This is a genomic window from Pseudomonas sp. Irchel s3h9 (assembly GCF_900187475.1).
Classification (GTDB): domain Bacteria; phylum Pseudomonadota; class Gammaproteobacteria; order Pseudomonadales; family Pseudomonadaceae; genus Aquipseudomonas; species Aquipseudomonas neuropathica.
This window is the reverse complement of the sequence record NZ_FYDH01000002.1, coordinates 72,845-98,679: the sequence shown is the minus strand read 5'-3', so window position 1 is coordinate 98,679 and position 25,835 is coordinate 72,845. Positions and strand designations below refer to the sequence as shown.

Annotated in this window: 25 protein-coding genes and 1 pseudogene; 13 read left to right on the top strand and 13 right to left on the bottom strand. The window is 59.5% G+C overall.

What is annotated here, in order from left to right; all coding sequences use genetic code 11:
• Positions 1-27: 27 nt before the first annotated feature.
• Both CKW26_RS03355 and CKW26_RS03350 read left to right on the top strand, forming a co-directional pair.
• A complete protein-coding gene (locus tag CKW26_RS03355; RefSeq protein WP_095047500.1) occupies positions 28-282 on the top strand; it encodes a hypothetical protein in 255 nt (84 codons plus the stop codon).
• Between the two features lie 37 nt (positions 283-319).
• The gene (locus CKW26_RS03350) at positions 320-1,531 is read left to right on the top strand and encodes a cytochrome c biogenesis protein DipZ (protein WP_095047499.1); all 1,212 of its coding nucleotides are present in this window, start codon (positions 320-322) and stop codon (positions 1,529-1,531) included.
• 16 nt (positions 1,532-1,547) lie between these two features.
• On the opposite strand, the gene CKW26_RS03345 is transcribed toward CKW26_RS03350, so the two are convergent.
• Entirely contained in the window at positions 1,548-2,009 is a 462-nt protein-coding gene (locus CKW26_RS03345) for a GNAT family N-acetyltransferase (RefSeq protein ID WP_095047498.1), read from the bottom strand.
• Positions 2,010-2,234: 225 nt separating this feature from the next.
• Between CKW26_RS03345 and CKW26_RS03340 the strand changes: the two genes are divergently transcribed.
• A complete protein-coding gene (locus tag CKW26_RS03340; protein ID WP_095047497.1) occupies positions 2,235-2,507 on the top strand; it encodes a DUF4242 domain-containing protein in 273 nt (90 codons plus the stop codon).
• Between the two features lie 33 nt (positions 2,508-2,540).
• A complete protein-coding gene (locus tag CKW26_RS03335) occupies positions 2,541-3,353 on the top strand; it encodes a class I SAM-dependent methyltransferase (RefSeq protein ID WP_095047496.1) in 813 nt (270 codons plus the stop codon).
• Positions 3,354-3,501: 148 nt separating this feature from the next.
• Here the strand turns inward: CKW26_RS03335 and pcsA are convergent, their stop codons facing one another.
• A complete protein-coding gene (gene pcsA / locus CKW26_RS03330) occupies positions 3,502-4,224 on the bottom strand; it encodes a phosphatidylcholine synthase (RefSeq protein ID WP_007919592.1) in 723 nt (240 codons plus the stop codon).
• Positions 4,225-4,483: 259 nt separating this feature from the next.
• On the opposite strand from pcsA, the gene CKW26_RS03325 reads away from it, so the two are divergent.
• The 4 genes from CKW26_RS03325 to ligD all read left to right on the top strand — a co-directional run bounded on the left by CKW26_RS03325 (position 4,484) and on the right by ligD (position 10,367).
• On the top strand, positions 4,484-5,254 hold the full coding sequence (locus CKW26_RS03325) for a tellurite resistance TerB family protein (protein WP_095047495.1): 771 nt from the start codon (positions 4,484-4,486) through the stop codon (positions 5,252-5,254).
• Between the two features lie 162 nt (positions 5,255-5,416).
• The gene (locus CKW26_RS03320) at positions 5,417-6,793 is read left to right on the top strand and encodes an iron-containing redox enzyme family protein (protein WP_095047494.1); all 1,377 of its coding nucleotides are present in this window, start codon (positions 5,417-5,419) and stop codon (positions 6,791-6,793) included.
• Between the two features lie 11 nt (positions 6,794-6,804).
• Positions 6,805-7,758, top strand: coding sequence for a class I SAM-dependent methyltransferase (locus CKW26_RS03315; RefSeq protein WP_095047493.1), 954 nt, complete (start codon positions 6,805-6,807; stop codon positions 7,756-7,758).
• A 17-nt stretch (positions 7,759-7,775) separates the two neighbouring features.
• Positions 7,776-10,367 carry a DNA ligase D gene (ligD, locus tag CKW26_RS03310; protein WP_095047492.1) on the top strand — a complete coding sequence of 864 codons (2,592 nt, stop codon included), beginning with the start codon at positions 7,776-7,778 and terminating at the stop codon, positions 10,365-10,367.
• Here ligD and CKW26_RS03305 read toward each other — a convergent pair whose 3' ends face one another.
• The 3 genes from CKW26_RS03305 to sodC form a co-directional block, all read right to left on the bottom strand.
• Complete coding sequence (locus CKW26_RS03305) at positions 10,368-10,769, bottom strand: hypothetical protein (RefSeq protein ID WP_175559657.1); 402 nt, start codon at positions 10,767-10,769, stop codon at positions 10,368-10,370.
• Positions 10,770-10,849: 80 nt separating this feature from the next.
• Positions 10,850-11,164, bottom strand: a complete 315-nt coding sequence (locus CKW26_RS03300; protein ID WP_095047491.1) for a DUF2388 domain-containing protein — start codon at positions 11,162-11,164, stop codon at positions 10,850-10,852.
• Between the two features lie 160 nt (positions 11,165-11,324).
• Positions 11,325-11,846, bottom strand: coding sequence for a superoxide dismutase family protein (gene sodC / locus CKW26_RS03295; RefSeq protein WP_095047490.1), 522 nt, complete (start codon positions 11,844-11,846; stop codon positions 11,325-11,327).
• Between the two features lie 244 nt (positions 11,847-12,090).
• On the opposite strand from sodC, the pseudogene CKW26_RS30450 reads away from it, so the two are divergent.
• Both CKW26_RS30450 and CKW26_RS30445 read left to right on the top strand, forming a co-directional pair.
• A pseudogene (locus tag CKW26_RS30450) lies at positions 12,091-12,846 on the top strand (MCP four helix bundle domain-containing protein); the annotation flags it as partial.
• Positions 12,841-13,704 carry a methyl-accepting chemotaxis protein gene (locus CKW26_RS30445; RefSeq protein WP_371857731.1) on the top strand — a complete coding sequence of 288 codons (864 nt, stop codon included), beginning with the start codon at positions 12,841-12,843 and terminating at the stop codon, positions 13,702-13,704. The pseudogene CKW26_RS30450 and the gene CKW26_RS30445, both read left to right, overlap by 6 nt.
• A gap of 60 nt (positions 13,705-13,764) precedes the next feature.
• Here the strand turns inward: CKW26_RS30445 and CKW26_RS03285 are convergent, their stop codons facing one another.
• From CKW26_RS03285 to CKW26_RS03275, 3 genes are all read right to left on the bottom strand, one after another.
• Entirely contained in the window at positions 13,765-14,262 is a 498-nt protein-coding gene (locus tag CKW26_RS03285; RefSeq protein ID WP_095047488.1) for a hypothetical protein, read from the bottom strand.
• A complete protein-coding gene (locus CKW26_RS03280; RefSeq protein WP_095047487.1) occupies positions 14,259-15,494 on the bottom strand; it encodes an AAA family ATPase in 1,236 nt (411 codons plus the stop codon). Before CKW26_RS03280 ends, CKW26_RS03285 begins: the two co-directional genes overlap by 4 nt.
• A 159-nt stretch (positions 15,495-15,653) precedes the next feature.
• Positions 15,654-16,085, bottom strand: a complete 432-nt coding sequence (locus tag CKW26_RS03275) for a nuclear transport factor 2 family protein (RefSeq protein ID WP_038369331.1) — start codon at positions 16,083-16,085, stop codon at positions 15,654-15,656.
• A 522-nt stretch (positions 16,086-16,607) separates the two neighbouring features.
• On the opposite strand from CKW26_RS03275, the gene mqo reads away from it, so the two are divergent.
• A complete protein-coding gene (mqo, locus tag CKW26_RS03270) occupies positions 16,608-18,254 on the top strand; it encodes a malate dehydrogenase (quinone) (protein ID WP_095047486.1) in 1,647 nt (548 codons plus the stop codon).
• Between the two features lie 158 nt (positions 18,255-18,412).
• Here mqo and CKW26_RS03265 read toward each other — a convergent pair whose 3' ends face one another.
• The 3 genes from CKW26_RS03265 to CKW26_RS03250 form a co-directional block, all read right to left on the bottom strand.
• Positions 18,413-18,844, bottom strand: coding sequence for a nuclear transport factor 2 family protein (locus CKW26_RS03265; RefSeq protein ID WP_095047485.1), 432 nt, complete (start codon positions 18,842-18,844; stop codon positions 18,413-18,415).
• Between the two features lie 363 nt (positions 18,845-19,207).
• Positions 19,208-19,786: a DUF4123 domain-containing protein gene (locus tag CKW26_RS03255; RefSeq protein WP_095047484.1), complete on the bottom strand. Its 579-nt coding sequence runs from the start codon at positions 19,784-19,786 to the stop codon at positions 19,208-19,210.
• Positions 19,783-21,900 (bottom strand): type VI secretion system tip protein VgrG, encoded by a 2,118-nt coding sequence (locus CKW26_RS03250; protein ID WP_256579863.1) that lies wholly within the window; start codon positions 21,898-21,900, stop codon positions 19,783-19,785. Before CKW26_RS03250 ends, CKW26_RS03255 begins: the two co-directional genes overlap by 4 nt.
• A 142-nt stretch (positions 21,901-22,042) precedes the next feature.
• Here CKW26_RS03250 and CKW26_RS03245 point away from each other — a divergent pair, with 142 nt between their 5' ends.
• Positions 22,043-23,254, top strand: a complete 1,212-nt coding sequence (locus tag CKW26_RS03245; protein ID WP_095047483.1) for a helix-turn-helix domain-containing protein — start codon at positions 22,043-22,045, stop codon at positions 23,252-23,254.
• Between the two features lie 31 nt (positions 23,255-23,285).
• Entirely contained in the window at positions 23,286-23,918 is a 633-nt protein-coding gene (locus CKW26_RS03240) for a PQQ-binding-like beta-propeller repeat protein (protein WP_095047482.1), read from the top strand.
• 121 nt (positions 23,919-24,039) lie between these two features.
• Here the strand turns inward: CKW26_RS03240 and CKW26_RS03235 are convergent, their stop codons facing one another.
• Positions 24,040-24,231, bottom strand: a complete 192-nt coding sequence (locus tag CKW26_RS03235) for a hypothetical protein (RefSeq protein WP_095047481.1) — start codon at positions 24,229-24,231, stop codon at positions 24,040-24,042.
• A gap of 202 nt (positions 24,232-24,433) precedes the next feature.
• Positions 24,434-25,822, bottom strand: a complete 1,389-nt coding sequence (locus CKW26_RS03230) for an amidohydrolase family protein (RefSeq protein WP_095047480.1) — start codon at positions 25,820-25,822, stop codon at positions 24,434-24,436.
• Positions 25,823-25,835: the final 13 nt, after the last annotated feature.

Sequence of the window (25,835 nt, the reverse complement as noted above, 5' to 3'; positions counted from 1 at the left end):
CCAACTCTTTATAGAAGGAACAACACCATGAACAACGTCGCGCGCTTTTTCACCGCCATCGCTTTCTCCCTGGCCGGCGTCGCCGCCCATGCCAACGCTGCGGTTGAACAGCATAGCTGCCACAGCAGCACCTGCTTCCAACTGACGCCGGGGGCCCAGCAGGGCAGCGACGGCCTGATTGCAGCGGACGGCTCCAGCCGCACGCCACAAGGGCAGATGTTCGCCGAGAACGGCGCCAGCCGTACGCCGCAGAGCCAATGGCTGGAAAGCCAGAGCGTCTGAACGGCTCGCCACAATCATTGATCAAGGGTGACTCACTATGTACCTCATCGCATTTCTCGGCGGTCTGCTGACCGTGCTCAGCCCCTGCATCCTGCCGGTGGTGCCGTTTCTGTTTGCCGGCGCCCAACGCAGTCGCGCTTCGATACTGTTGACCCTCGGCGGCATGGCCCTGACCTTCGCGCTGATCTCCAGCCTTGCCGTGGTCAGCAGCGAATGGGTGATCCAGGCCAGCAACAGTGGCCGTTACGTCGCGCTGATCGTGATGAGCGTGTTCGCCCTGTCGCTGATCTCGGCGCGCATCGGCGGCTGGCTGACACGCCCCTTCGTGATGCTCGGCAATCGTCTGGACCCGGACACCCGGAAAAAGGCCGGGCCGATGGGTTCGTTCATGCTCGGCGTGGCCACCGGACTGCTTTGGGCACCGTGTGCGGGACCGATTCTCGGGGTGATTCTCACCGGTGCCATGCTGCAAGGCGCCAACGCGCAGACCAGCCTGTTGCTGCTGGCCTACGGCGCCGGCAGTGCATTGTCGCTGGGCACGTTGATCTTCACCGGGCGCGGGTTGGTCAACCGTTTGAAACCGTCGATCCCGTTCACCGGTTGGTTGCGTCGTGGTGCCGGGGTTGCGGTACTGGCGACGACAGCGGTGATTGCCACCGGCTTCGATAAAACCTTGTTGGCCAACACCTCCTCCGAAGGCGTCGCCAGTGTCGAAAAACGCGTGTTGGAAAACGTGCCGAAAGTGGTCGACTACTTTGTCAGCAAAGTCCGCGCGGACTCGCCGATGGAGGAGGGCAAAGGCGCGATGCCGTCACTCGCTGGCGCCGTGCAATGGTTGAATTCGCCCGAGCTGAGCGCTGAAGCCCTGCGCGGCAAAGTGGTGCTTGTGGACTTTTGGACCTACGACTGCATCAACTGCCAGCACACCCTGCCGTACGTCAAGGACTGGGCGAAGAAGTACGAGAAGGACGGCCTCGTGGTGATCGGCGTGCACACCCCGGAATACGGCTACGAGCGGATCATCGAGAACGTCAAGGATCAGGTGAAAAAGCTCGGCATCACCTACCCGGTGGCCATCGACAACAACTACGCGATCTGGCGCAACTTCGACAACCAGTACTGGCCGGCGCATTACCTGATCGACGCCAAGGGGCAGGTGCGTTACAGCCACTTCGGCGAAGGTCGCTACGAGGCGCAGGAGCAGATGATCCAGCAGTTGCTGGAGGAGGCTAAGGCGCCTGCGGCGTGATCAGCAAACCACTGGCTCAGAGGTCGCGGACCATGAGCCATTGTTCATTGCCCCAGGCGCGAAAACGCTCCAGGACTTGCCAGCCGCGTTTGGCGTAGTAGTCCTGCTTGGTCTGCGTATGCAGATACAAACGCGCAAACCCGCACTCTTTCGCTTCCTGACAAATCCCTTCAACCAAGCGCTCCGCCAGCCCTTGCCCGCGCGCTTCAGGACTGACGAACACGCAGGCCAGCCAAGGTCCGAGATTGGGGCGCAAGGCGAGGTCATCGCGTGCTAGCGCCGCGCCGCCGACCAGATGTTCACCGTCCATGGCGATCAGGCAAGACCAGTCGCCATTGCCTTGGCCCTCGGCAAATTCACGCTGCCATTCAGCCAACGGTTGGTCGATGTATTCGTAGGGGAATTGCTGGTGGATCCATTGAGCATAACGGTCGCTGTGGTGCATGTGATGCGCGAGCCAATCGAGTTTCAGTGACATCGGTAGAGTCCGTTCCAGAAGCGAGCGGGCATCAGAAACCAATCCTCGAACGTTGGCAATCTTCAAGGTGTTCCAGACGCTTTACAGATTTCCACCGCTCATCGGCAAACCCCCGGTTTTACGGGGTTGCCAGACGATTGGCAGGGACGCCGAGCGGTCTCGGCGCGATAGTGCTTGAGCAGGGTCACTGCCGGCCTTGCCCCATAACAAGAGCGCGAGGTTGCCATGCCGAAATTCGTGATTGAACGCGAGATTCCAGGGGCCGGGAAGCTGTCGGAAGCAGAACTCAAAGCTGTGTCGAAAACGTCCTGTGATGTCTTGCGCGAACTCGGTCCGCAAGTGCAGTGGCTGCAGAGTTATGTCACCGCTGACAAGATCTATTGCGTGTACATCGCGCCTGACGAAGAGCAGGTACGCGAACACGCCAGGCTTGGAGGATTTCCTGCCAACAGTGTGGCGCGAGTGATGACGGTCATCGATCCGACGACGGCCGAATGATCACCGACCCCATCCGCAGCGGAGTTCACTCTTATGAGTACCCCGATTGATCTGACTGCCTTGAAAGAACGCCAGAAAGTCGCCTGGGCCAGTGGCGACTACGCCGTGATTGGTACGACGTTACAAATCGTCGGCGAAAACCTTGCCGAAGCCTGTGACCTGCGTTGCGATGAAGAGGTGCTGGATGTCGCTGCCGGCAACGGTAATGCGACGCTGGCGGCGGCGCGCCGTGGCTGCCAGGTCACCTCGACCGACTACGTTGCAGCTTTGTTGGAGCGCGGCCAGGATCGGGCCCGAGCAGAGCATCTGGACGTGACGTTTCAGGTTGCCGATGCTGAGGCACTGCCGTTCGCCGATGAGAGTTACGACGCGGTGCTGTCGACCTTTGGTGTGATGTTCGCGCCGGATCAGGACACGGCTGCGGCCGAGCTGGGGCGGGTTTGTCGCCGTGGTGGGCGGATAGGTCTGGCCAACTGGACGCCGGAAGGTTTTGTTGGGCAGATGTTCAAGACGCTCAGCCGTCATCTGCCGCCGCCTGCCGGCGCCCAGCCGCCCTCGAATTGGGGCTCCGATGCCTGGCTGCACAAACATTTCGATGACCGTGATTTTCTGCTGCGTGTGACACGGCGCGATTTCAATTTTCGCTATCGCTCGGCCGCGCATTTTATTGATATTTTCCGCCATTGGTATGGGCCGGTGCATAAGGCCTTTGCGGCATTACCGCCGGAGAGCGGGCAGGCGCTGGAGAGTGATCTGGCGGATTTGCTAAATCGGTTGAATCGGGCGGGAGAGGGTTCGCTGGTGGTGCCGAGCGAGTATCTGGAGGTGGTGATCACCAAGCGCTGATTCACCCCCGACTTTCGAATCTATTGCGACCCCTGTAGGAGTGAGCCTGCTCGCGAAAGCGCTGTGTCATTCAACAAAAATGTTGTCTGACACTCCGTCTTCGCGAGCAGGCTCGCTCCCACAGGGGTAGGTATTTTGGTAGTTGAGCCTATTTCACCTGCGGCCGATCAAACCACTCCAGCGCCGTACGCCAGATGCAGATCCCCAGAAAGTACGCCGACATCAGCAACCACAAGCCCATCACCAATGGGTTGATCACCGGGTGGTTGAGCACCAGCGACAGGCTGCATAGCAGCCAGATTGCCGTCACCGCAATGTTGATCGGCATGAACCGGCGCACGCGGAACGGATGCAAAAACTTCATCCGCGTCACGGTCAACAGCGCCAGACCAATCACCGTCAGAAAAGTGATCCACGGCCCCGGTCCGATGATGTACAGGCACAGGGCGACCACATTCCATGCAGCCGGAAACCCGACAAAGTAGTTGTCCTTGCTCTTCATGTTGACGTTGCAGAAGCAGAACAACGAGGACACCAGAATCAGCGACACGGTCAGCAGCAGGGTGTAATCCGGCAGCGGAATGTAGCGATAGATGAACAGCGCCGGGATGAACACGTATGTCAGGTAATCGATCACCAGATCGAGGATCGAACCGTCGAAGCTCGGCAGCACCGATTGCACGTTGACCTTGCGCGCCAGTGCGCCGTCGAGGCCGTCGACAATCAGCGCCACGCCCAGCCACATCAGGCAATGGGTCGGCTGGTTTTCCAGCAGGGCGAGGGTGGCCAGGAAGGCTGTGACCACGCCAGTCGCGGTAAAACCATGGGCGCCCCATGCTTTGAGCCTGGCGATGTGTACGGTCGATATCACGGGGGCGTTCTCCAGAAAGTGAAGCAAGCCGGGTATCACCCTTGAGTAGCAGGGCGCCGGCAAACCGGGTCGGGGTTGCAGCTATCGACCGGTCTGGCCGGGATAAGGTTCACCACTGATCAATCTTAGCTGGCCGGCGAAAAAATACGCGGGCGAAATCCGTCAGGGCTTCGAGCGTCAGCCAAACGGTGCTGGCGCTATGGCTTAAGGGGTCTATCGTTGCCAGACGCAGTCACTGCCAATGCCTGAGGATAACGTCATGAACACCAGCGATTTGCTCGAAAAACTGCTGCGAGGCCAGGCCTCGACCGGCCAACAATCTTCAGCGTCTGCCGGCGATGGTTTGGGTGGTTTGGGTGGGTTGCTGGGTGGACTGCTCGGTGGCGGCTCGGGCGCGGCCAGCGGCGGCGGATCTGCCGGTGGACTTGGCGGCTTGGGCGGCTTGCTCGGTGGTTTGCTCGGCGGCGGTGCCGGTGGTGGTCTTGGCGGCGCTTTGGGTGGGGCGCTGGGCGGCGCGGGCAGTACGCAAAGTCGTTCCGGCGGGACCAATTATGCGGCGCTGGCGTCGCTGGGCATGATGGCGTTCCAGGCGTATCAGGCGTGGCAACGCAGCCAGGCGAGTTCGGCACCGCAACAAATCCCGCAGACGGCCAATCTGCTTGCCGGCCCGGAAGTCGAGGAGCACAGCCACGCTGTGTTGCGCGCTTTGATTGCGGCGGCCAAGGCTGACGGTGAGATCGACGCCCGGGAACAACAGATGATCAGTGGGGAAATCAGCAAACACACCGACGACTCACAATTGCAGCAATGGTTTGAGGACGAAGTCTCGAAACCGCTGGACGCCAACGAAGTCGCGCAGGCGGCCAAAGGCGATCCGGCCATGGCCGCTGAAATGTATCTGGTCAGCGTGATCCTCGTGGATGACCAGCAGGACGCCGAGCGCAGCTATCTGGATGAACTGGCAGCAGCCTTGCGGATCGACCCGGATTTGCAGGTGCATCTGGAGCAGCAGGCCAAAGGCCAGGCCTGATTTAACGGCAAAAAATCATAACCACCCGCAGCTCCGTCAAGGAGCTGCTTCGCCGTCCGTCCGGGCAATTTTCACGTCGATTGAATTTTTCGCAGGCGCCGCCTCTCTGCTGCTGTAGAGGCGTGTGGAACAGCGCCCTGCCAACCGACCGAGAATTTTGCCATGACTGTCCTGACACCTCTGCAAGCCGCGCCTGCCCAACCGCACCTGATGAACGCCGCTGGGAACATGCGGCAGGTCTATGAAGCGTTGTTGCGCAATGACGATTCCCAGGACCTTGCGCAGGCGTTTTTGCAGGAGCAACTGCAACACGCCGCGCAACTTACCGATTCGTTGCCTGAAGACCCGGCAACGTGGCACGCCTGGGTGGCCGAACATTGCGCCGATGTCGCCCGGCAATACGCCGACTATCTCCAGCAGCGCAAGGCCGGCGGGCCTCGGCAATTCTTCCGTGGCAAGGCGCAGGCGCTGTATTTCCTGCAAGCGGTGGCACCGACCAAACTGGTCGACGGCGCTTGGCTCTATGGTCTATTGCCGCGCTGGCAAGACCCGCGTTTCCAAGGGCTGCTGCGAACCTTTCTGGAAGAGCTGGGCGAAGGCAATCCGGCGCAGAACCACGTGGTGATTTACCAGAAATTGCTCGCCGAGCACGATCTGCAGGACAGCAGCGCCATCGACGATGAACGCTACCTGCAAGGCGCGATACAACTGGCCCTCGGTGTCTGTGGTGCTGACTATCTGCCCGAGGTGATCGGCTACAACCTCGGCTATGAACAACTGCCCTTGCACCTGTTGATCAGCAGTTACGAACTCAGTGAACTGGGGATCGATCCGTACTATTTCACCCTCCATGTGACCATCGACAACGCCAGCACCGGCCATGCGCAAAAAGCCGTGCAGGCGGCGCTTGACCTGCTGCCGCTTGAGGCCGATCGCGCTGAGTTTCTGCGCCGGGTAGCGCTGGGCTATCGGCTCAACGATCTGGGGCAGGGCAGCCGCGCAATCATTGAAGGCTTCGACCTTGAGCAGCAATTGCTGGCGATGCTCGAGCGCAAGTGCCCATTCGCCCAACACATGCATTCTGATTACTGCCGTTTCGAAGGGCAGACCGTCAATCAGTGGCTGGCTGCACCCGAGCAATTACCCGGTTTCCTCCAAGCGTTGCAGAACAAGGGCTGGATCAAGCGCCACGAAGACCCGCAGGCCAGCCGTTTTTGGCAACTGATCGCGGGCGACGGTGCGGCGATGTTTGGTGTGTTCAATGCCTACGAAAAACAACTGGTGCACGACTGGATCGCCGGCGATTGGACGCCGTCGGATAAAGCGAAACCCGTTCGGCGGCACAGTCAGACCGCAGCGCCCATCGAAGGGCTTGAACAGGACCCCGACGTACAGGCGCTCAACACCGCGCTGCAAGGTCAGGATGCCTCGGCGCAAATGGCGATTTTGCTCCCCTGGCTCGCCCCGGCCCGCCATGCACATCCGGCCGGGCTGCTCGCCACCCGGCGTTTTATCGAACTCAAATCCCGCTTGCCTTAAGGACACCGCCGATGACTCAGGAAGAACAACTCTGCCCCAACGACCTCGTGCTGCTGCAATTGGGCCGGCGCTTGTTGGCAGACGGATATCGGTTCACCACGCCGACGCCGTTGACCCATCAACGGGTCAACCAGCGTGACGAAGGCCAGATGGCCGACTCTTTGCGTGATGTGTTCGGCTGGTCGCGTCCGTTCGCGCCGGGATTGTTGTCCGCCGATGAACAGCGACAACTGCAAGACGCACAGATCATTGATACCTACGAAGGTGAGCTGAAGAGTCGGGTGCGCTGGTCGAGCCTGGATGATTTGCTGTTCGTCCATTCGGCATTTCCCACCGAGGCCGCTGACGCGGTGTTTTTCGGCCCCGACACCTACCGCTTTGCGCAACTGATCCACGCCCACCTGCAGCAGAACTTCGCGCCGATTCATCGCGCGGTGGACATCGGCTGTGGCGCTGGCGTCGGTGCGATTCTGATCGGCCGCGCCCGTCGCGAGGCAGAGGTGCTGGCGCTGGACATCAACCCTGCGGCGTTGCGTCTGACTGCGATCAATGCGGCACTGGCGGAAGTCGCCAACGTTGAAGTGCGCGCCAGTGATCTGTTGCAGGGCGTCGACGGCGAGTTCGACCTGATCGTCGCCAACCCGCCGTACATGGCCGACCCGGCGGAGCGCGCCTATCGCCACGGTGGCGGGACGCTGGGGGCAGGACTGTCACTGCGCATCGTCGAACAGGCCTTGAATCGATTGGCGCCTGGTGGCTCGCTGCTGCTCTACACCGGTGTGGCGATGGTCGATGGTCGTGATCCGTTTCTCGACACCGTGCTGCCGCGCCTCGATGAAAAACGCTTCGGCTGGACGTACCGCGAACTCGACCCGGATGTTTTTGGCGAAGAACTGCTCAACCCCGGCTATCAACGGGTCGACCGCATCGCAGTGGTGGCGCTGACCGTGACCCGAATGGGCTGAAACAAGGCAGGTGCACGATGAACAGGAACCTCGACGACTACAACCGCATGCGCGATTTTTCGGCGACCTCGGAACCGGCTGCCGTCAAGCGCTCGGGACGTAAAACCGCTGCCGAACATGCTTTGCAGTTCTGCATCCAGAAGCACGACGCTTCACACCTGCATTACGACTTTCGCCTGGAACTCGATGGCGCCTTGAAAAGCTGGGCAGTGCCGAAAGGGCCGTCACTCGACCCCAAGGTCAAGCGGCTGGCGGTGCATGTCGAGGATCATCCGCTGGATTACGCAACGTTCGAGGGCAACATTCCGCAAGGGCACTACGGCGCCGGTGATGTGATCGTCTGGGATCGTGGCGTGTGGATTCCGCTGGAAGATCCGCACAAGGCCTACGCCAAGGGCAAGCTCAAGTTCGAACTGCAAGGCGAAAAGCTCGGCGGTGTCTGGAATCTGGTGCGCACGCACATGCCGGGCAAGAAGGAACAATGGTTTCTGATCAAGCATCAGGACGATGCCGCGCGGCCGCAGGATGATTACGACGTGCTGCTGGCCGAGCCGGACAGTGTCCTGAGCGAACGCACGATAGTGGGCAAACCCAAACTGGCCGCCGAGCAAAGCAAACCGCTGAAGAAACCTGCGGCGAAAACCCGCAAGCCCGCGAGCGGCAAGCTCACCGGCGCGCACAAGGCCAAATTGCCGACGCAACTCAAGCCGGAACTGGCCACGCTGGTCGACAGCGCGCCGGAAGGGCAGTGGAGCTACGAGATCAAGTTCGACGGCTACCGGATCATGGCGCGCATCGATCATGATCAGGTGCAACTGTTCACCCGCAACGGACATGACTGGACGCACAAGTTGCCGCAACAAGCCAAAGCAGTGGCCGCGCTGGGGCTGGAATCCGCATGGCTGGACGGTGAAATGGTCGTCGCCAACGAACAGGGTGTGCCGGACTTTCAGGCCCTGCAAAATGCTTTCGAAGCCGGACGCAGCGGCAACATTCTCTACTACTTGTTCGACCTGCCTTATCTCAACGGTGTCGACCTGCGTGAAGTGCCAGTTGAAGAGCGGCGCGCCGCGCTGGCCACGGTGCTCGGCAGTCATGAGCAACCCTTGTTGCGTTTCTCCGAAGCCTTCGACGAAACCCCGGATGCACTGCTCAACAGCGCCTGCCAGATGCAGATGGAAGGCCTGATCGGCAAACGCCTCGGCTCGCCGTATGTGTCGCGGCGCAGCAGTGACTGGATCAAGCTCAAGTGCAAACACCGCCAGGAATTCGTGGTCGTCGGTTACACCGATCCGAAAGGTTCGCGCAGTGCCTTCGGCGCGTTGTTGCTGGGGCTGCATGACCGCGACAGCGGTGAATTGCGCTATGCCGGCAAGGTCGGCACCGGTTTCAACGAATCGACGTTGAAAAGCATTCTGGCCCAACTCAAGCCCTTGCAGGTGAAGAAGGCGGCGGTGGTCAATCCACCCAGCGGCTTCGAGGTCAAAGGCGTGCACTGGCTCAAGCCGAAACTGCTGGCGGAAGTCGCATTCGCCGAAATGACCAAGGACGGTTCGGTACGCCACGCCGTGTTCCATGGCTTGCGCGACGACAAACCGGCCAAGGGCATCACAGAGGAGCGAGCGAAACCGGTGAAGACTGCAGAGAAGAAACCAGCCACGAAAAAACCGCCGAAAAAAGCCCCGGCGAGCAATCCAGATACCGCGCCGTCACAGCTCGGACTGGCCAACGGCAAGGTGCGCATCACGCACCCGGATCGGGTGATCGACGCGGTCAGCGGCACCACCAAGATGCAACTGGCCGAGTATTACGCCAGCGTCGCCGAATGGATCCTGCCGCAGCTCAAGGATCGCCCGGTGGCTCTGGTGCGCGCTCCAGACGGTATTGCCGGCGAGTTGTTCTTCCAGAAAAACGCCGAGCGCCTGGCAATACCCGGCATCACCACGCTGGACAAAGATCTCACCGGGCAACCGGTGATGCTGATCAATAACGCCGAAGCGCTGATCGGCGCGGTGCAGATGAGCACGGTCGAACTGCACACCTGGAACGCCACCACGGTCGATCTGGACAAGCCCGATCGCTTCGTCCTCGACCTTGACCCGGATCCGGCGCTGCCGTGGAAAAGCATGGTCGAAGCGACGGCGCTGACATTGACCGTGCTTGATGAATTGGGGTTGAAAGCATTCCTGAAAACCAGTGGCGGCAAGGGGATTCATCTGGTGGTGCCGCTGACCCGCAAACTTGGCTGGGACGAGGTCAAGGACTTTAGCCACGCCATCGTCAGTCATATCGCCAAGCTGTTGCCGGAGCGCTTTTCTGCGGTGTCCGGGCCGAAAAACCGCGTCGGGCGGATCTTTATCGATTACCTGCGCAACGGTCTGGGCGCCACCACTATCTGCGCTTACGCCGCGCGCACCCGCGAAGGCTTGCCGGTGTCGGTGCCGCTGTTTCGCGAAGAGGTCGCCGAGCTCAAGGGCGGCAATCAGTGGAACGTGCACAACGTTCATGAGCGGTTGGCTGAGGTCGGTGACGAGCCGTGGGCTGACATGAAGAAAACCCGCCAGAGCATCACCGCCGAAATGCGCAAACGCCTGGGGCTGAAAAAGTGATCAGGTGTCGCGCAGCAAGTCGTGAGCGTTGAGCAATTCGAAGGCGATTTCCGGGTGGTTTTCCAGTCCGCGGCGAATGGCGGCCGGGATCGCTGCACGTGTCTTGCGGCACAGGCCCGGTAACTCGTCGATTTGAATAGCGATCCCGCGCATGGTGCGCACTTCGTTGAAACCGGGAGCGACGTCGACGCGAATCCCCAATTGCTCGAACATGCGCTGTTGCAGATGTTTGAGGTCATTCAGGTCTTTGAGCATTTCGAGGCGAGCGAGCAGGCGTTTTTCTTCCTCTCGGGTCAGGCGCAGGATGCGCAAATCCGCGCCGGGCGTCTCCAGCAACGGATCGCGCCCGCAAATGCAGGCGCCGGGCGGGCAGGGTGAGCGCAAGGGCACAGAAGTCGTCATGGCCTCCATCATAGAGGCCGTCGGACAGTTTTGCCTATGCGCCGTCAGCGGCCATCCATCGGCTGCTTTATCCGTGACGGCTACTGATTCAAGCCTTCGTAATGCACCAGAATCGCGTTGGCCAGATCTTCATCACTGGCATTGAGGCCAGGATTTTCCTGGCGAGCCTGTTGCAGCACCGATTCAAGATAAACCCCACGAATGGCCCCGCCACTGGCGACAAATGCAGACAAGTCGTCACGGGCCGGAATCACCATTTTGTGATCCTTGAAGGTCGAGTACAGCGACGCGGAGACACCGGCCGAGGTGGCGACATCTCCGGCATCGACTTTGGCCAGAGCGGAACCAACGGGCAGGCATAGGAGTAAAGAAGAAACGAGCACTAACTTGCGCATGACGGTGTTCCTCCACAAGCGCGAAGCAAAAAGGGAAGGATTACATAATGTGAGAGGGGCGCGCGCGGCGGGAGTTCCGTGGCGCAGCAAAGTCTGCGTTATTGCAAAACAGACGCGGGCAACGCCATGGCGGGTTGCCCGTCTTTCACGCTGGAATGAGTCAGATCACCCCGCAGGCCATACGATCACCGCCACCGCCCAGTGGTTTGGGCATATCGGCGTGGTTGTCGCCGCCGGCGTGGATCATCAGGGCGTGGCCCTTGATCTCGGAGATCTTTTTCAGGCGCGGCGCCAATACCGGGTAGTTGGCGATGCCGTCCGCCGTCACGTAAACCGCCGGAAGATCACCCAAATGGCCGTCGGCGTAAGCGCCGAGGTGCTTGGCGGTTTTTTGCGGATCGAAATGCCCGCCCGCCGCCAGTGCGGCGCCTTTCACGCCATCCTTCATGCCGGCCTCGCAGCTGCCGTTTTCATGCACGTGGAAACCGTGCACGCCGGCCGGCAGAGATTTCAAGTCAGGCGTGAACAACAGGCCATACGCCGTTTCACTGATGGTGACCGAGCCGATCGCCTGCGGCGCGCCGTCAGCGCTGACCAGATTGATCGCGACTTTTTCCGTCGCCGCGTGTGCGGTACCGATGGCGAACGTGCCGAGCAGACCCAACCACAATGCGCGTTTCATAGCGTTTCCTTTTGCTGCATGAGAATTCAGAACGACGGACTCAATAGCCTGCCGGCATTAACCGGTGATGAAGGCGTTGGCCGTGCGCGTTGAAAAGTGAGACTTGCCGCGCAATCCGAAAGTTTTGCTGCCTTTGGCCAGCACGCCGACACCTGCTGACACGCTCTGGCGCGGCAGACCTGCGCAAATAGGCTTAACTGAAGGCTGACAAGCGTTTACGGGCGTAACGAGAGAGGAAAATCCGGTGTCGATCAAACTGCGTTTAGTGTTGCTGATTGTGACAAGTCTGCTGACAGCCTTGATCGTGAGTCTGGTCAGTTACGTCGGCAATCAGCGGATGGCCTCGGCGGTCAGCGATAACGCGGTCAGCATGAGCGCGCTGCGCAACCACATGGAAGCCGACATGATGCACGACGCCCTGCGCGCCGATGTCTACTCGGCGATGCTGGTCGGGCTGGGCAAAAGCACCAGCACGGCAAGCGAGGTACGCGAATCGATCAACGAGCATGCCGGGCATTTTCATGAAGTGCTCGAGGAAAACCTCAAATTGCCGATCAATCCGGCATTGCGCACGGCCCTGGAGCAGATCAAACCGAGCCTCGATACCTACATCAGCGCGGGCGAACGGATTGTCGGGCTGGCGCTGGACAACCCTGATGCGGCTCAACAGGAACTGGGCACCTTCAACACGGCGTTTGGTCAGCTTGAAGAGCAAATGGCCGCGTTAAGCGAGTTGATCGAGTCCAATACGCTGCAGACCAGCGCAGGCACCGAGTCAGCCATCCGCAGCGCCAACATCGCGCTCGGCGTGGTGTTGATCGCCAGTCTTGTGCTGCTCTTGATCCAGGGGCGCTGGGTCATTCTGAGCATCATGGCGCCGTTGAAGACCGCCAGTCGCATCGCCGAAAGCATCGCCCACGGCAACCTCAGCGAGCCGATCGCCGAGCCATCCGGCAAGGACGAAGCCAGTACTCTGATACGCACACTGGCAACCATGCAGCGCGACTTGCGCAACATGATCGATGTGGTGCGGCGCAATGCTCACGGCGTCAGTGGCATGAGCGAACAACTCAGCCACGGCTGCCATCAGGTCGCCGACAGCAGTCAGCAACAAAGCGTCGCTGCCGGCACCATGGCCGCTGCCGCCAGCCAGATGACCGCGAGCATCGAGGAAATCACCCGCCACGCCGAACGAGCCCTGAGCATGGCCAGTCAGGCCGAAACCCTGGCCAAGGAGGGCGGCGGTGTCATTCATCAAGTGGTCAGCGACATGGACGATATCGCCCGATCAGCACAACAGTCGGCGCAGGTGATCCGCACGCTGGATCAGGAATCCGAAGCCATTTTCAACATCATTCAGGTGATCAAGAGCATTGCCGACCAGACCAATCTGCTGGCGCTCAACGCCGCCATTGAAGCGGCTCGGGCCGGCGAGCAGGGAAGGGGGTTTGCGGTGGTGGCGGATGAAGTGCGTAGTCTGGCGGCACGCACCAGCGCTTCTACCCAGGAAATCGCCGCGATGGTCGCGCGCATTCAGCACAGCACCCGCGAGGCGGTCAGCAGCATGGAGGCGGGTGTCGCGCAGGTCGACAAGGGCATGGCGGTGACGGCGGATGTCGAGCGGGCCATCCGCGAAATTCTCGAGGCGACGTTGAGCACGACGCAACTGGTCAACGACATCACTCGCACGATTGGCGAGCAAAGCCAGGCCAGTAACGAGATCGCCCATCAGGTGGAAATGATTGCCGGGATGTCCGAAGGCAACAGCCGGGTGATCGGGCAAACGGCGAATACCACCGATGAGTTGTCGAGCCTGGCGGGGCAGTTGGCGCAGTCGGTGGATCGGTTTCGGTTGTGAAAGCGGGGGAATGACCCGAACCTGAGTTGAATGTCAGGCAAATAGGTAACAGGAATGCTTTCAGACGATAAGTACCGTCGTTTGTATGTCCAGTTTGAATTTATATGTTCTGAAGAAATGTTGTTTTTTATCTGTTTCAATGGTGACAAAGGGCTTTTTCTTGCGATTGCAAACGAACGCTTTTTTAGGACTGAAGTTATCCAGATACTCCTCACCATGCGTTGTCTGCAGAAATTGAATTGTCGACTCGAGCTGCTCAATCGCATGATTTTTCCATGCGCTACCGCCTCTTTCTTTCAACTCGACCAAGTAAAGCTGCTTATTTGTGGTCAGCATGCAGTCACATCGACCTCGCCCCGGTTCTTCAGTGTCACCAATCACGCATTTGTCGATGGCTGTGAAAAGGACCGCTTTACTATCCGGGTTTTTGACTGTGGCGATCCAGGTCTCTTCTGACTCTGGATCGGCGTAGGCGACAGGACGCGATGTGTTGTCGCACAGGCCAAACCGTTCTTGGTGGTAAGGGCCACTTTGACATTGAGCATTGAGGAAATTCACGCCTCCAATGCCTCCTCGATATCGAGAAGTTGATCGAACAAATCATTACCTTCACGAAGTGATTCGTTGAGGTAGTTATGGTCCGACGGAATGCCTCCCGACATGGGCAATTTTTCGATGCTTCCAGTTGTTTCATCGGCTTGATAAATCGCCAGTTCATTAGCGTCTACCAACGCGTGCAGGGGAATTACTTTGGCGAGGCTGGTTAGCAGGGCCTCTGCGCGCTTCTCCAATATACTGTCGTGCAGATGTTTGCCCTGCACAGCGATCGTCAGATAACTCACCACATAAGGGCTATGAGTTGTCAGTACCAGACGGTTGTTTTGCCCTTGGTTATTGAACTGAAGAAGGCTTTGCAGAACGCTCCATTGTGATCGTGGGTAAAGGTTCTGTTCGGGTTCTTCAACAATGTTTATAAAAGCAGTTTTGTTAAACCTGGCTGACAATGCAGAGAGAGCAATACGGCGTTGTTCCTCTGTCAGTGAGTCGATGGAAAAAATCTCCACAACCTCCTTTCTGAAACGCTCCAGCTCTTCGGTACTCATGGTTTCCTGCCGCTCTTCACTTCGCTCTTGAACGGTGTTGGCTAAGTAGTGGCTCACGAGATGTAGCGGTACAGCTGATTGAAAACCACTGGACGCATCAGCCAATCTCAGTTTGTAGTCTGATTCGCGGATGTTGAGTATGTCATTCAGTTTGTCGTATTCGAGTTCCGCCTGATTGATCGGTAGGCGTAGTGCCCCCTTCATATTGGCTTTCGCCGCGTCGAACTCAGTCAAAAACTCTTTCAGCGAATCAGAAGAAAGCTTCAATTCCCGGGGGTGCCGGACGTAGGCGATGAAATTGCGTTCTGCAGGCACATACATGATTTGAGGCAGGTGATATTTTCTGCCTTTCAATTCACTGACATGCAGCTGTCCGCGCAAATAATGGATTACGTAGGCTTCACCTTCGTATTCGATCTCAGTATCCGCAGAAAGATAATTTTCGAGCCTGTGATACATGAGGTAGGGCTTGATGAATTTATTTTTTCGTTCAAACCATTTTGCGTCGTAGTCGCCGCGCACCAGTGCCTTCTCAATCCACGAGAAGGTTGAATACAGTTTGGCCAATGTGCTCTTCCCCGAGCCCTGATTGCCCACAAATACGGTCACACGTTTGAACTCTATCCAGCCATTGTTCTTCACACCGTTACGGATAGGGCCAAAATGCTTGACGCGTAGTCGGGTCATTGATTACTCCATAGAGACGAGCTGATGCGGTATAGCGGTGCAGCATATCAGGGCGGGATGGAAACAGGAGTGGGAAATGCGACGACTCAGGTATAGCGCCAGTTTTTTGTGGGAAAGGACTCTGCCTCTACTCATTTCAGGCGGAGTCCTTTTTATCAATCAGAACTTGAACGCCTGCCGCCCCACCAACAACCACTTGCCGTCCTGCTTCTGCCAGATCTGAAAGTTTTCGATCTCGGTCGGCACCACCTCGGTTCCCTTCAACGCCTGCGCGGAAAAGTGGTGGCGGACCAGCGCGGTGTCGCCGGACAGGGTGATGGTCTGGTTCTGCATTTCCAGGGTCTTGAACGCGCTCTTGCCGGTTTCGATGTCGGCGATGAACTCCTTCTTGTCCTGGATCTTGCCGCTGGAATGGCCATAAGTCAGGTTGGGCGCGGTGAGCGCGTTCAGTTCGGCGATGTCCTTGTGCAGCATCGCCTGGGTCAGATGGTCCACCGCTTGGGCAACGTCTTTTTCCGCCGGGGCAGAGGCGGCCATCGCGTAACCGTTGAAGGCACAGAGAAAGCCGATCAGGAGTCGGGTCTTGGTCATTGAGGTTGTTTCCTTGTTGTTATGGGGTTGACGACTAATTTGTCAGTCGTCGTACAACGTAGCAGATAATGCTTGAGCAAGGCACTGCCCAAAAGTGCTCAATCTCTGGGCAACTACACTTGAATGCAGGATGGTTTGCGTCGACGCACTCATCAGAGGGTCATGTTCAGCGACTGGCGGCCGATAAGTCCCTGAATGGAAAAAGACTCTCAAGTCGGGAACAGACGCGCGGGTTTGCCCTGACGTGATATTCTTCGCGCCAACTTGGTTTGACCTTATTCGGTTTGCCTGCCTTCGGGCGGGCCGACGGAATCCCTGTCGCTCAAGTAGCTGAGCCAATAATGATAAGAAGTCAGTTCAGAAGGGACATTAACTGAGGTCGATGCAGCATGTCGGCCTTGTGTGCCCACCCGTCAAAATTGAAGTGTGCCGGAATCTGCGACGCTAGCCTGAGCGTCATCAAAGCGGATCGCATACAGATAACAGCGGCGGGCGGAAGGCGTTTTATCATAGGTGCAACAGATGTTTAAGAAAGTGAACACAGCCCTGCTGGGTCTGGCTTTGGCGATGGGGATGACATCCGCCAATGCTGACGAAGCAAAGAAAGTCGACGTCCTGCTGATCGGCGGCGGCATCATGAGCACCACCCTCGGTGTGTGGATCAATGAGCTGGAGCCAAGCTGGTCGATGGAAATGGTCGAGCGCCTCGACGGCGTCGCCCTGGAAAGCTCCAACGGCTGGAACAACGCCGGTACCGGTCACTCGGCGCTCGCTGAGCTGAACTACACCCCGGAAGACGACAAAGGCAACGTAACGATCCCGAAAGCCGTCGAGATCAACGAAGCGTTCCAGGTCTCCCGTCAGTTCTGGGCCTGGCAGGTTCAGCAAGGCGTTCTGAAGAACCCTCGCTCGTTCATCAACACCACGCCGCACATGAGCTTCGTGTGGGGCGATGACAACATCAAGTTCCTGAAAAAGCGCTACGAAGCCCTGCAAGCGAGCCCGCTGTTCGCCGGCATGCAGTACTCCGAAGATCCGGCTGTGATCAAGAAGTGGGTCCCGCTGATGATGGAAGGGCGTGACCCGAACCAGAAAATCGCGGCCACCTGGAGCCCGCTGGGTACCGACATGAACTTCGGCGAAATCACCCGCCAGTTCGCGACGTACCTGCAGACCAAGCCTAACTTCGATCTGAAACTGTCGAGCGAAGTCCAGGACATCACCAAGAATGCCGACGGCACTTGGCGCGTCAGCTACAAAAACCTGAAAGACGGCACCAAAACCGAAACCGACGCCAAGTTCGTCTTCATCGGCGCGGGCGGCGGTGCACTGCACCTGCTGCAGAAGTCGGGTATTCCTGAAGCCAAGGAATACGCTGGCTTCCCGGTTGGTGGTTCGTTCCTGGTGACCGATAACCCGGCCATCGCTGAACAGCACCTGGCCAAGGCCTACGGTAAAGCATCGGTTGGCGCACCACCGATGTCCGTTCCGCACCTGGACACCCGTGTCCTGGACGGCAAGCGCGTCATCCTGTTTGGCCCGTTCGCGACCTTCAGCACCAAGTTCCTGAAGGAAGGCTCGTACCTGGACCTGCTGACCAGCACCACCACCCACAACATCTGGCCTATGACCAAGGTCGGCATCAAGGAATACCCGCTGGTCGAGTACCTGGCTGGCCAACTGATGCTGTCGGATGAAGACCGTCTGAACGCGCTGAAGGAATACTTCCCGAACGCCAAAGCCGAAGACTGGCGCCTGTGGCAAGCCGGCCAACGCGTGCAAATCATCAAGCGTGATGAAGCCGCTGGTGGCGTGCTGAAACTGGGCACCGAAATCGTTGCTGCACAAGACGGCTCCATCGCCGGCCTGTTGGGCGCATCGCCAGGCGCGTCGACCGCTGCACCGATCATGCTGAGCGTGCTGCAGAAAGTCTTCAAAGACAAAGTCGCGACCCCAGAGTGGCAAACCAAGCTGCACCAGATCGTTCCAAGCTACGGCACTCAGCTGAACAACGATCCAGCCAAAGTGGCTGCAGAGTGGGCTTACACCGCCAAGATCCTCGAACTGCCGACACCTCCAGTGATCGGTCAGGCTGCTGCCCCGGCCGCACCTGCAGCTGAAAAAGCTGAAGCTCCGAAGGAAAACGCTGCACGTGACATGGCGCTGTAACTAGACGCCAGACGCACAAAGCCCACTGAACCGGCGACGGTCAGTGGGCTTTTTTGTGGCAAAGCGTTTTGTAGGAGCTGTCGAGTGAAACGAGGCTGCGATCTTTTGATCTTGCTTTTGAAAGATCAAGATCAACAGATCGCAGCCTGCGGCAGCTCCTACATGGCTTTGGCGGACGCCAGATAAGCGCCGAGTCGCCGCCCCATCTCTTCGCCCAAGGCCTGCAATCCACTAAGTGGCCGCACCATCACTTCAAACTCGACAATCTTCCCTCTTTCATCAAAGCGAATCATGTCGATACCTTTCAGCTCCTTCGAACCCACCTTGGCGCTGAACTCCAGAATCACATTCAGGCCATCGGCAGTCGCCAGTTCACGGTGATAGCGGAAATCCTCAAACACCTCGAATACGGTGTTGAGAATCATCGACACCACCGGTGCGCCCGGATAAGGCGTGTGGGCCATCGGCGAGCGGAACACGGCTTGCGGATCAAGCAGACCGGGCAGGGCGCTGAGGTTGCCGGTGCGGATCATTTCGTGCCACTGCTTCAGGGATTCGGCGACGCTGGGTTGCAGGTTCAGGTCAGTCATGTTCACTCCGGGATTTTTGTTGTTGTACTCGCGACGGCAATGACTCTAGTTCAATCGCTCGGAAAGTGAACCCTTGTGCGGCGATCTGAATGTCGGCCAATGGCTCAAGCGGATCAGATGCGCATCTGATCCGTATTTTTTCGCTGGATCTGCCTCTGTTACCGGTTCAGTCATCCGCTCAAAATAGCCCCACAGTTCGGTCACTCGCGACAAGCCTTCATCCCGAAGCATCCGGTGCACCGCAAGCTGAGCATTGAGGAGAGCAACATGAACAAGATGGCGATTTTCCTGGGTGGTTTTCTGGCTCTCACTATTTTGATCGGCTTGCTGGCAACGATTTCTCCAGTCTGAAGAACCGCAGACTCAGCCCAGCGCTTGTGCCGAGGGCCAGCCACTGACCCGCGCCGCCGGGCCGCCCGCAGGATCTGCCGGGTAAACAATCAATGACTGGCCAGTGCTGGTTTCGGCGATCAGCTTGCTCGCCGGGCCGAATATTGCAGCGCGCTCCGGGGGCGTGCAGGTCGGCAGGTAAACGCGCAGGACTCTGGGGTCGTAGAAGCGGAACACCAGCAGGTTGCCATCCGGGTCACTTACACGCAGCAACGTGCGAAAGTGGCCGCGTAATTCGTCCAGGGAAACCTGCGCAGGGGCGATGACGAAAATGCCCCAACTCTGTCCCCAACTGTCTTCCAATAATCGCCAGGTGTAGGCCTGCTGCGGATCCAGGTGCAGCAGATAAGGTGCGGCCGCCGACAGGCTAGGGGCGAGTTCGCCTGCGTACAGGCAGGAGAATTCAGCGCCGCTGGTCCGGACCAGCGGTTCGATGCGTGGGTCGCGGGCGCCGTCGAGCAAGGCGTAGACCTTGGCGGCGCCCGGGCGCGAACCCAGAGGCCAGAGTTCGGCGGTCAACCATTCGTTGAGGCTGGGACGAAACTGGCTCATTGGTTGCAGATCTGGCAGAAGGCCTTGCCGGTTTCTGAGGCGGTCACCAATGTTTGCGCCTGCATGTTTTGCTGTACGAGCCGGAAGTCTGCAGTGGTCGCCGATGTTGGTGCTGCAAGCGGTGCCGCTGTTGGTGGTGCATTGATGGGGGCTGCACTGAGGGTTTTGCCGGCCGTGTCGGCATCTGCTGGTGTCAATGCGATCGGCAGTTTGATTGCGATGCCGGTTCCTGATCCCGGAGATCCGCCGGAGTTGGTTTTCACTTGCGCACCGCTGATGGTCACGCCACCGACATCGACTTTGACAAAACTGCCGCCAGCCTTGGCGGTAAGTTCCATGCCTCCCTCGACTACCACTTTGTCACCGGCGTAATAGTGGATTTCGGACCCGGCTTCAACAAACAGTGCAGTGCCGACCTTCAAGTGCCGGGTGGCACCGACGGTCAAATGGTCATCGGCCCGCGCTTCGGTCTTGCGATCGAGAATGGTGATACGGTGTTCTTCAACTTTGAACTCGCTGAGGGCGTTGGCTTCAACGGTGTCGTGCCGTTCATTGCCGACGCGAATCTTCTGATCGTGTTCGATGTTCTCGTCCCAGTCGCGTTGGGCGTGGATGTAGATCTGCTCGACGCCTTTTTTGTCTTCGATACGGAATTCGTTGTAGCCCTTGCCGCCCGGTGAACTCAGGGTTTTGAAGGTGCTGCGGGTTTTGTTCGCCGGCAGGTCGTAGGGGACGACGTTTTCCTTGTGGTACAGGCAGCCGGTGACCAGTGGCTGATCGGGATCGCCTTCAAGGAAGGTGACGAGGACTTCCATGCCGATGCGCGGGATGGCGATGCCGCCGTACGCGGCGCCGGCCCAGCCGCTGGCGACGCGCATCCAGCAGGTGGTTTTGTCGTTGGACTGACCGTCGCGATCCCAGTGGAATTGCACTTTGATGCGGCCGTATTGGTCGCAGTGGATTTCTTCGCCTGCGGGGCCGGTGACGACGGCGGTCTGGCTGCCGAGGACTTTCGGTTTCGGGTGTTCAAGGGCAGGGCGGTAGTGCGCGTCCCACGGGGTGGCGAGGAAGCTGTTGCGGTAGCCCTGGTGGAAATCGCTTTTGTTGTCGGTGACGTCGCTGGTGACGTTTTCGCCGAGCACTTGCGGTTGTTTGCCTTCGTGGAAAACTTCCAGCAGCAGCCACAGGTCATTCCATTCTGCGCGCGGGTGTTCGGCGAGCGTGAGGAAATGGCCGCTGGTGAGGGTTGGTTCGTCACCTTTGCCTTCGGCGAGTTTGTAGTCGCTGCGATGGCGTTCCAGCGCGCGGGTGGAAAGGAACTTGCCGCGCTCGCGGGTGGTGAAGCGGCCGGGGTAGTCGTAGTCTTCGAGGTCCGGGGCAAAGGTGCTTTTCGCGGTGCCTTCGGGGAGGATCTGCGGTTTTTCGAAGTCGTAGTCGCGGCGGCTGACGCGAGTGGTGCGGGTTTCCAGGCGCAGGTTGAAGCGTTTGATCACCGGTTTGTCGGCGGCCATGCCGGAGTCTTGCTGGTAGCTCACGGCTTTGAGTTTGCGGAACACGGTCTGGTCGTCGCCGAACACCAGTTTGTGGCCGCTGCTGCTGTGCTGGAAGTGGAAGTGAATGCCTTCTTCCTCGCACAGGCGCTGGATGAAATGCAGGTCGGATTCGTCGTACTGCACGCAGTACTCACGCTCCGGGTATTCGGCGTTGAGCTGGAAACTGTAGGCGTCGGCGAGGATGCCGCGATCTTCCAGCACCTGAGCGATGATCTTCGGTACGGTCAGTTGCTGGAAGATCTGCTGATCATGGTTGTGCCGCAGGTAGGCCAGTTGTGGTACCAGGCTGAGGCTGTAACGGGTCAGGGTCTTGCCGGAATCGCCTTGCTCGATGCGATAGACCAGGCCGTGGATCTTGCCTGCACCGGTGGGGCCGAAGGTCAGGACGCCGGGCTTGTGCAGCAGCTCTTCGAGTTTGAGGTCGGGGCGCGCGCTGATCATTTCGAGGTCGAAACGGAAGGGCTGGTTGATGGCTTCACGACCAACAAAGCTCAGCACCTGCAGGTCGCTGGAACTGCCTTCAAGGGAAAAGGTAATGTGGGTAGCGTTTGCGTCCAGCATGCCTGACTCCTTCCGTGGAAAAGCTTGGCTGATGGTGCAGCAATACCAAAGTGCTATCAAGGGATTTTAAACACGCTTGAACCCCTGCATTAAACTCGATCTCAAAGCACTGTACCGAGGTGTCTGCCGGGATGAATTCACCATGGACTCGTTGATTACTGCCGCTGGTCGGGCGCTGAGCGCTGGTGATCCGCTGGGTGCGTTGAACTACGTTGCTTTGCGTGAAGACCCGCCTGCGCTGGCGTTACGTGGCATTGCCATGGCCCAGCTCGGTGATCTGCCCCGCGCCAAAGCGTTGTTGCAGCGCGCGGTGAAAGCCTTTGGCAGCAACGAACCGCTGTCGCGGGCGCGTTGCGTGGTGGCCGAGGCGGAAGTGGCGCTGGCGACGCGGAACCTGGGCTGGCCGGTGAAGGCGCTGGAGACCGCCCGGCAATTACTGCTCAGCCACGGTGACCGGTTGAACGCAGCGCACGCGCGATACTTGCAGATTCGCCGCCTGCTGCTGATTGGTGAACTGGATGCGGCCGAAGCGCTGCTTGCCGAAGTGGACCGCGCACCATTGCCGCCGGCGCTGCATGCCGCCCATGAACTGACGGCCGCCGGGATTGCCCTGCGCCGGGTACAGGCGCACAAGGCCAGCGCCGCACTTGCCCGGGCGCAGCTAGCGGCACAACAAGCGGGCATCGCGAGCCTGATGGCAGAGGTCGATCATGCCATACGAGTCCTCAATGCGCCGGCCGCGCGGTTGACCAGCGCGGGGCACGCGCAAGCGGTGAATCTGGCGCAGGTTGAAGCGTTGTTCGCGTCGTCAAGCCTGGTGATCGATGCCACGCGCTACAGCGTGCGCGGAGCCGGGATGACCGTGGCACTGGCAACCCGGCCGGTGCTGTTCAACCTTGCCCGATTGCTTGCGCAAGCCTGGCCGGGCGATGTGTCTCGGGAGCAACTGATTGCGACGGCATTCCGCCTGCAGCTCAGTGATGAAAGCCACCGCGCGCGGTTGCGTGTCGAAATCGGTCGGCTGCGATCAGCGTTGCAACCGTTGGCGAATATCACCGCCACTTCGCGCGGCTTTGCACTGGTAGCGGCCGATGTGGCGTTGCTCACGCTGCCGATTGAAGACAGACAGGCACAGTTGTTGGCCTTGCTGGCTGACGGTGAGGCCTGGTCGAGTTCAGCCTTGGCGCTGGCGTTGGGGCGCAGCCAGCGACAGGTGCAGCGGGCACTGGAGGCCCTGGCAGTGGAGGACAAGGTGCAGGCTTTTGGCGTGGGCCGGGCGCGGCGCTGGATGACGCCACCGCTAACGGGTTTCGCGACGATCTTGTTACTCCCGGTGTCGTTGGGCAATGGTTAGGCTGGACCCACACATCCATGAGGAAGCCGACATGAAACAGGCAAACGCAGAAATCCTTCGCGAGTACGGTCCTTTTGACGACATCAAAGGCGTTCACGGCGTGACCTTCGATGGCCAGCAGGTCTGGTTCGCCAGCGACGGCCAGCTCAATGCACTCGACCCGGTCAGCGGCGAAACCGTGCGCACGATCAAGGTTGGCGCTGATGGTGGCACCGCGTTCGATGGCCAACATCTGTATCAGATCGCCGATCGCCACATCCACAAGATCGATCCAGCCACCGGCCGCGTGCTCCATACCATCCCGGCACCGGGCAATGGCGGTGATTCAGGCATGGCCTGGGCGGACGGCTCGTTATGGGTGGGGCAGTATCGCGAGCGCAAGATTCATCAGATCAATCCGCAGACCGGCAAGATCCTGCGCACGCTGGAGTCGAACCGTTTTGTCACCGGGGTGACCTGGGTGGATGGCGGGTTGTGGCATGGCACTTGGGAAGGGGATGAGAGTGAACTGCGGCATATCGATGCGCAGAACGGTGAAGTCATCGCGGCGTTGAAGATGCCCGAGGGCTCGGGTGTTTCGGGGCTGGAAGCCGACGGGGCCGATCGATTCTATTGCGGTGGTGGCGACAGTGGCCGGGTGAGGGCGGTGCGTCGGCCCAAATGATGGAGGCGTCTACACGGCCTCTTCGCGAGCAGGCTCGCTCCCACAGTGATTGCGGGTGAACACAAGCTTTGTGAGTTACCCAAAACCCTGTAGGAGCGAGCCTGCTCGCGAAAGCGCAGTATCAGCCACCGCTGTTGCGACGACGTTCAATACCCTCCGGGCCGCCGATGTCCAGCAACCTTCTTTCCACCAGAACATTCTCAAGTGCCTGGCGCTCGACCGGCGCCATTTGGTGCTCACGCTTTTTCAGCTCCAGCAGAATCGGGCTGGACCAAGTACGGTAGGTCTGTTCGATGTTGCGACGCGACGTCATCAGTCTCTCCTTGAAAAAGAGCCGGGTGTTGCGGGCAGGGACTCTATCCGATGAGGTAATAACGTTAGTCGAGAAAGCCAAGACGCGCGAATCCACACGCCGGATGTAGGAGCTGCCGCAGGCTGCGATCTTTTGACTTTGTTTTTTAAAAGACAAGATCAAAAGATCGCAGCCTGCGGCAGCTCCTACAGGGGGGGCGAGGTTAGTCGTCGACGTCCATCAGTTGCTGCACACCTTCCCACGCTTCGGCGCGCATGCGTTCAATGTCCAGGCCCGGAATCACGCCGTTCTCCACGACCACGCGGCCGCCGACCAGACTGTATTTGACGCTAATCGGCTCACCCGCCACCACGGGCGCGACGGCGCTGTCGTGGAAGCCATAGAACCGCGGGTGGTCGAGGCTGTAGATCACCAGATCTGCCGCCTGACCGACTTCAAGTGTGCCAACTGCGTCGAGTCCGAGGACTTGCGCGCCGCCTGCCGTGCCCCAGTGGATGACATCTTCCGCCGTGGTCGCCGAGGCGCCTTGTTCAGCGCGGTGGATCAGCCATGCGGTGTTGGCTTCGCCGACCATGCTTCCGGACTCGTTCGAGGCTACGCCATCCACCCCCAGGGAAACCGGCACGCCGGCCTCATACATCTGGGGCACAGGCGCCACGCCGCTGCCCAGCCGAGCGTTGCTCACCGGGCAGTGGGAGACGCCAGTGCCGGTCTGCGCGAGCATGCGGATTTCGCCGGGTTGCAGGTGTACGGCGTGGGCGAACCAGACGTCCGGGCCGAGCCACTCGTGTTCAGCGACGAATTCCACCGGCAGGCAGTTGTACTTGTCGCGGCAGAAATTCACGTAGTTCTGTGTCTCCGACAAGTGCGTGTGCAGGCGCAAGCCGAGGCCGCGCGCGGTGTGCGCCAGTTCGCGCAGCAGCGTCGGTGGCAGCGAGAACGTCGGTGTAGTCGGGGCGACCACCACGCGGCGCATCGCGTCCGGGGTGTCCTGGTGGTACAGCGATTTCAACCGTTCTATATCGCCGACCATTTGCTCAAGGCTTTCCGGTTGCAGCGCGGTTTTCGAGAAGCCCGGATGGGCGCTGGCCGATTCCAGCGCGCCGCCACGGCACAGGACAAAGCGCAGGCCAAACTCATCCGCCAGATCGAACAGCAGATCACCGGTCTCGGTGCTGCCGTGGGCGTGGTAGAGATAATGGTGATCAGCGCACGTCGTCACGCCAGACAGCAACAATTCGACCATGCCCAGCCGTGCAGCGATTCGCGCCAGTTGCGGGGTAAACCGGTTCAGACGCGGGTAGGGCACGCTGGCCAGCCAGCCTTGCAGATCCTGATTCAAGCCTGCGGGTACGGCTTTGAGCAGGTTCTGGAACAGATGGTGGTGAGTGTTGATCCAGCCCGGATAGACCACGCAGTTTCGCGCGTCGATCACCCGTTCACCGGGTTGTGCTTGCAGGTCGGCGGCCATCGCGGCGATGCGCCCGTTGACCACGCGGATGTCCACGGCGCCGGCCCGCGCGCGGGGGCCGCGCAGGCCGGTCATCACCGCAACCGGGTTCTTGATCAGGATGTTCTGAAGTTGAGTCATGGGCAGCTCCAAA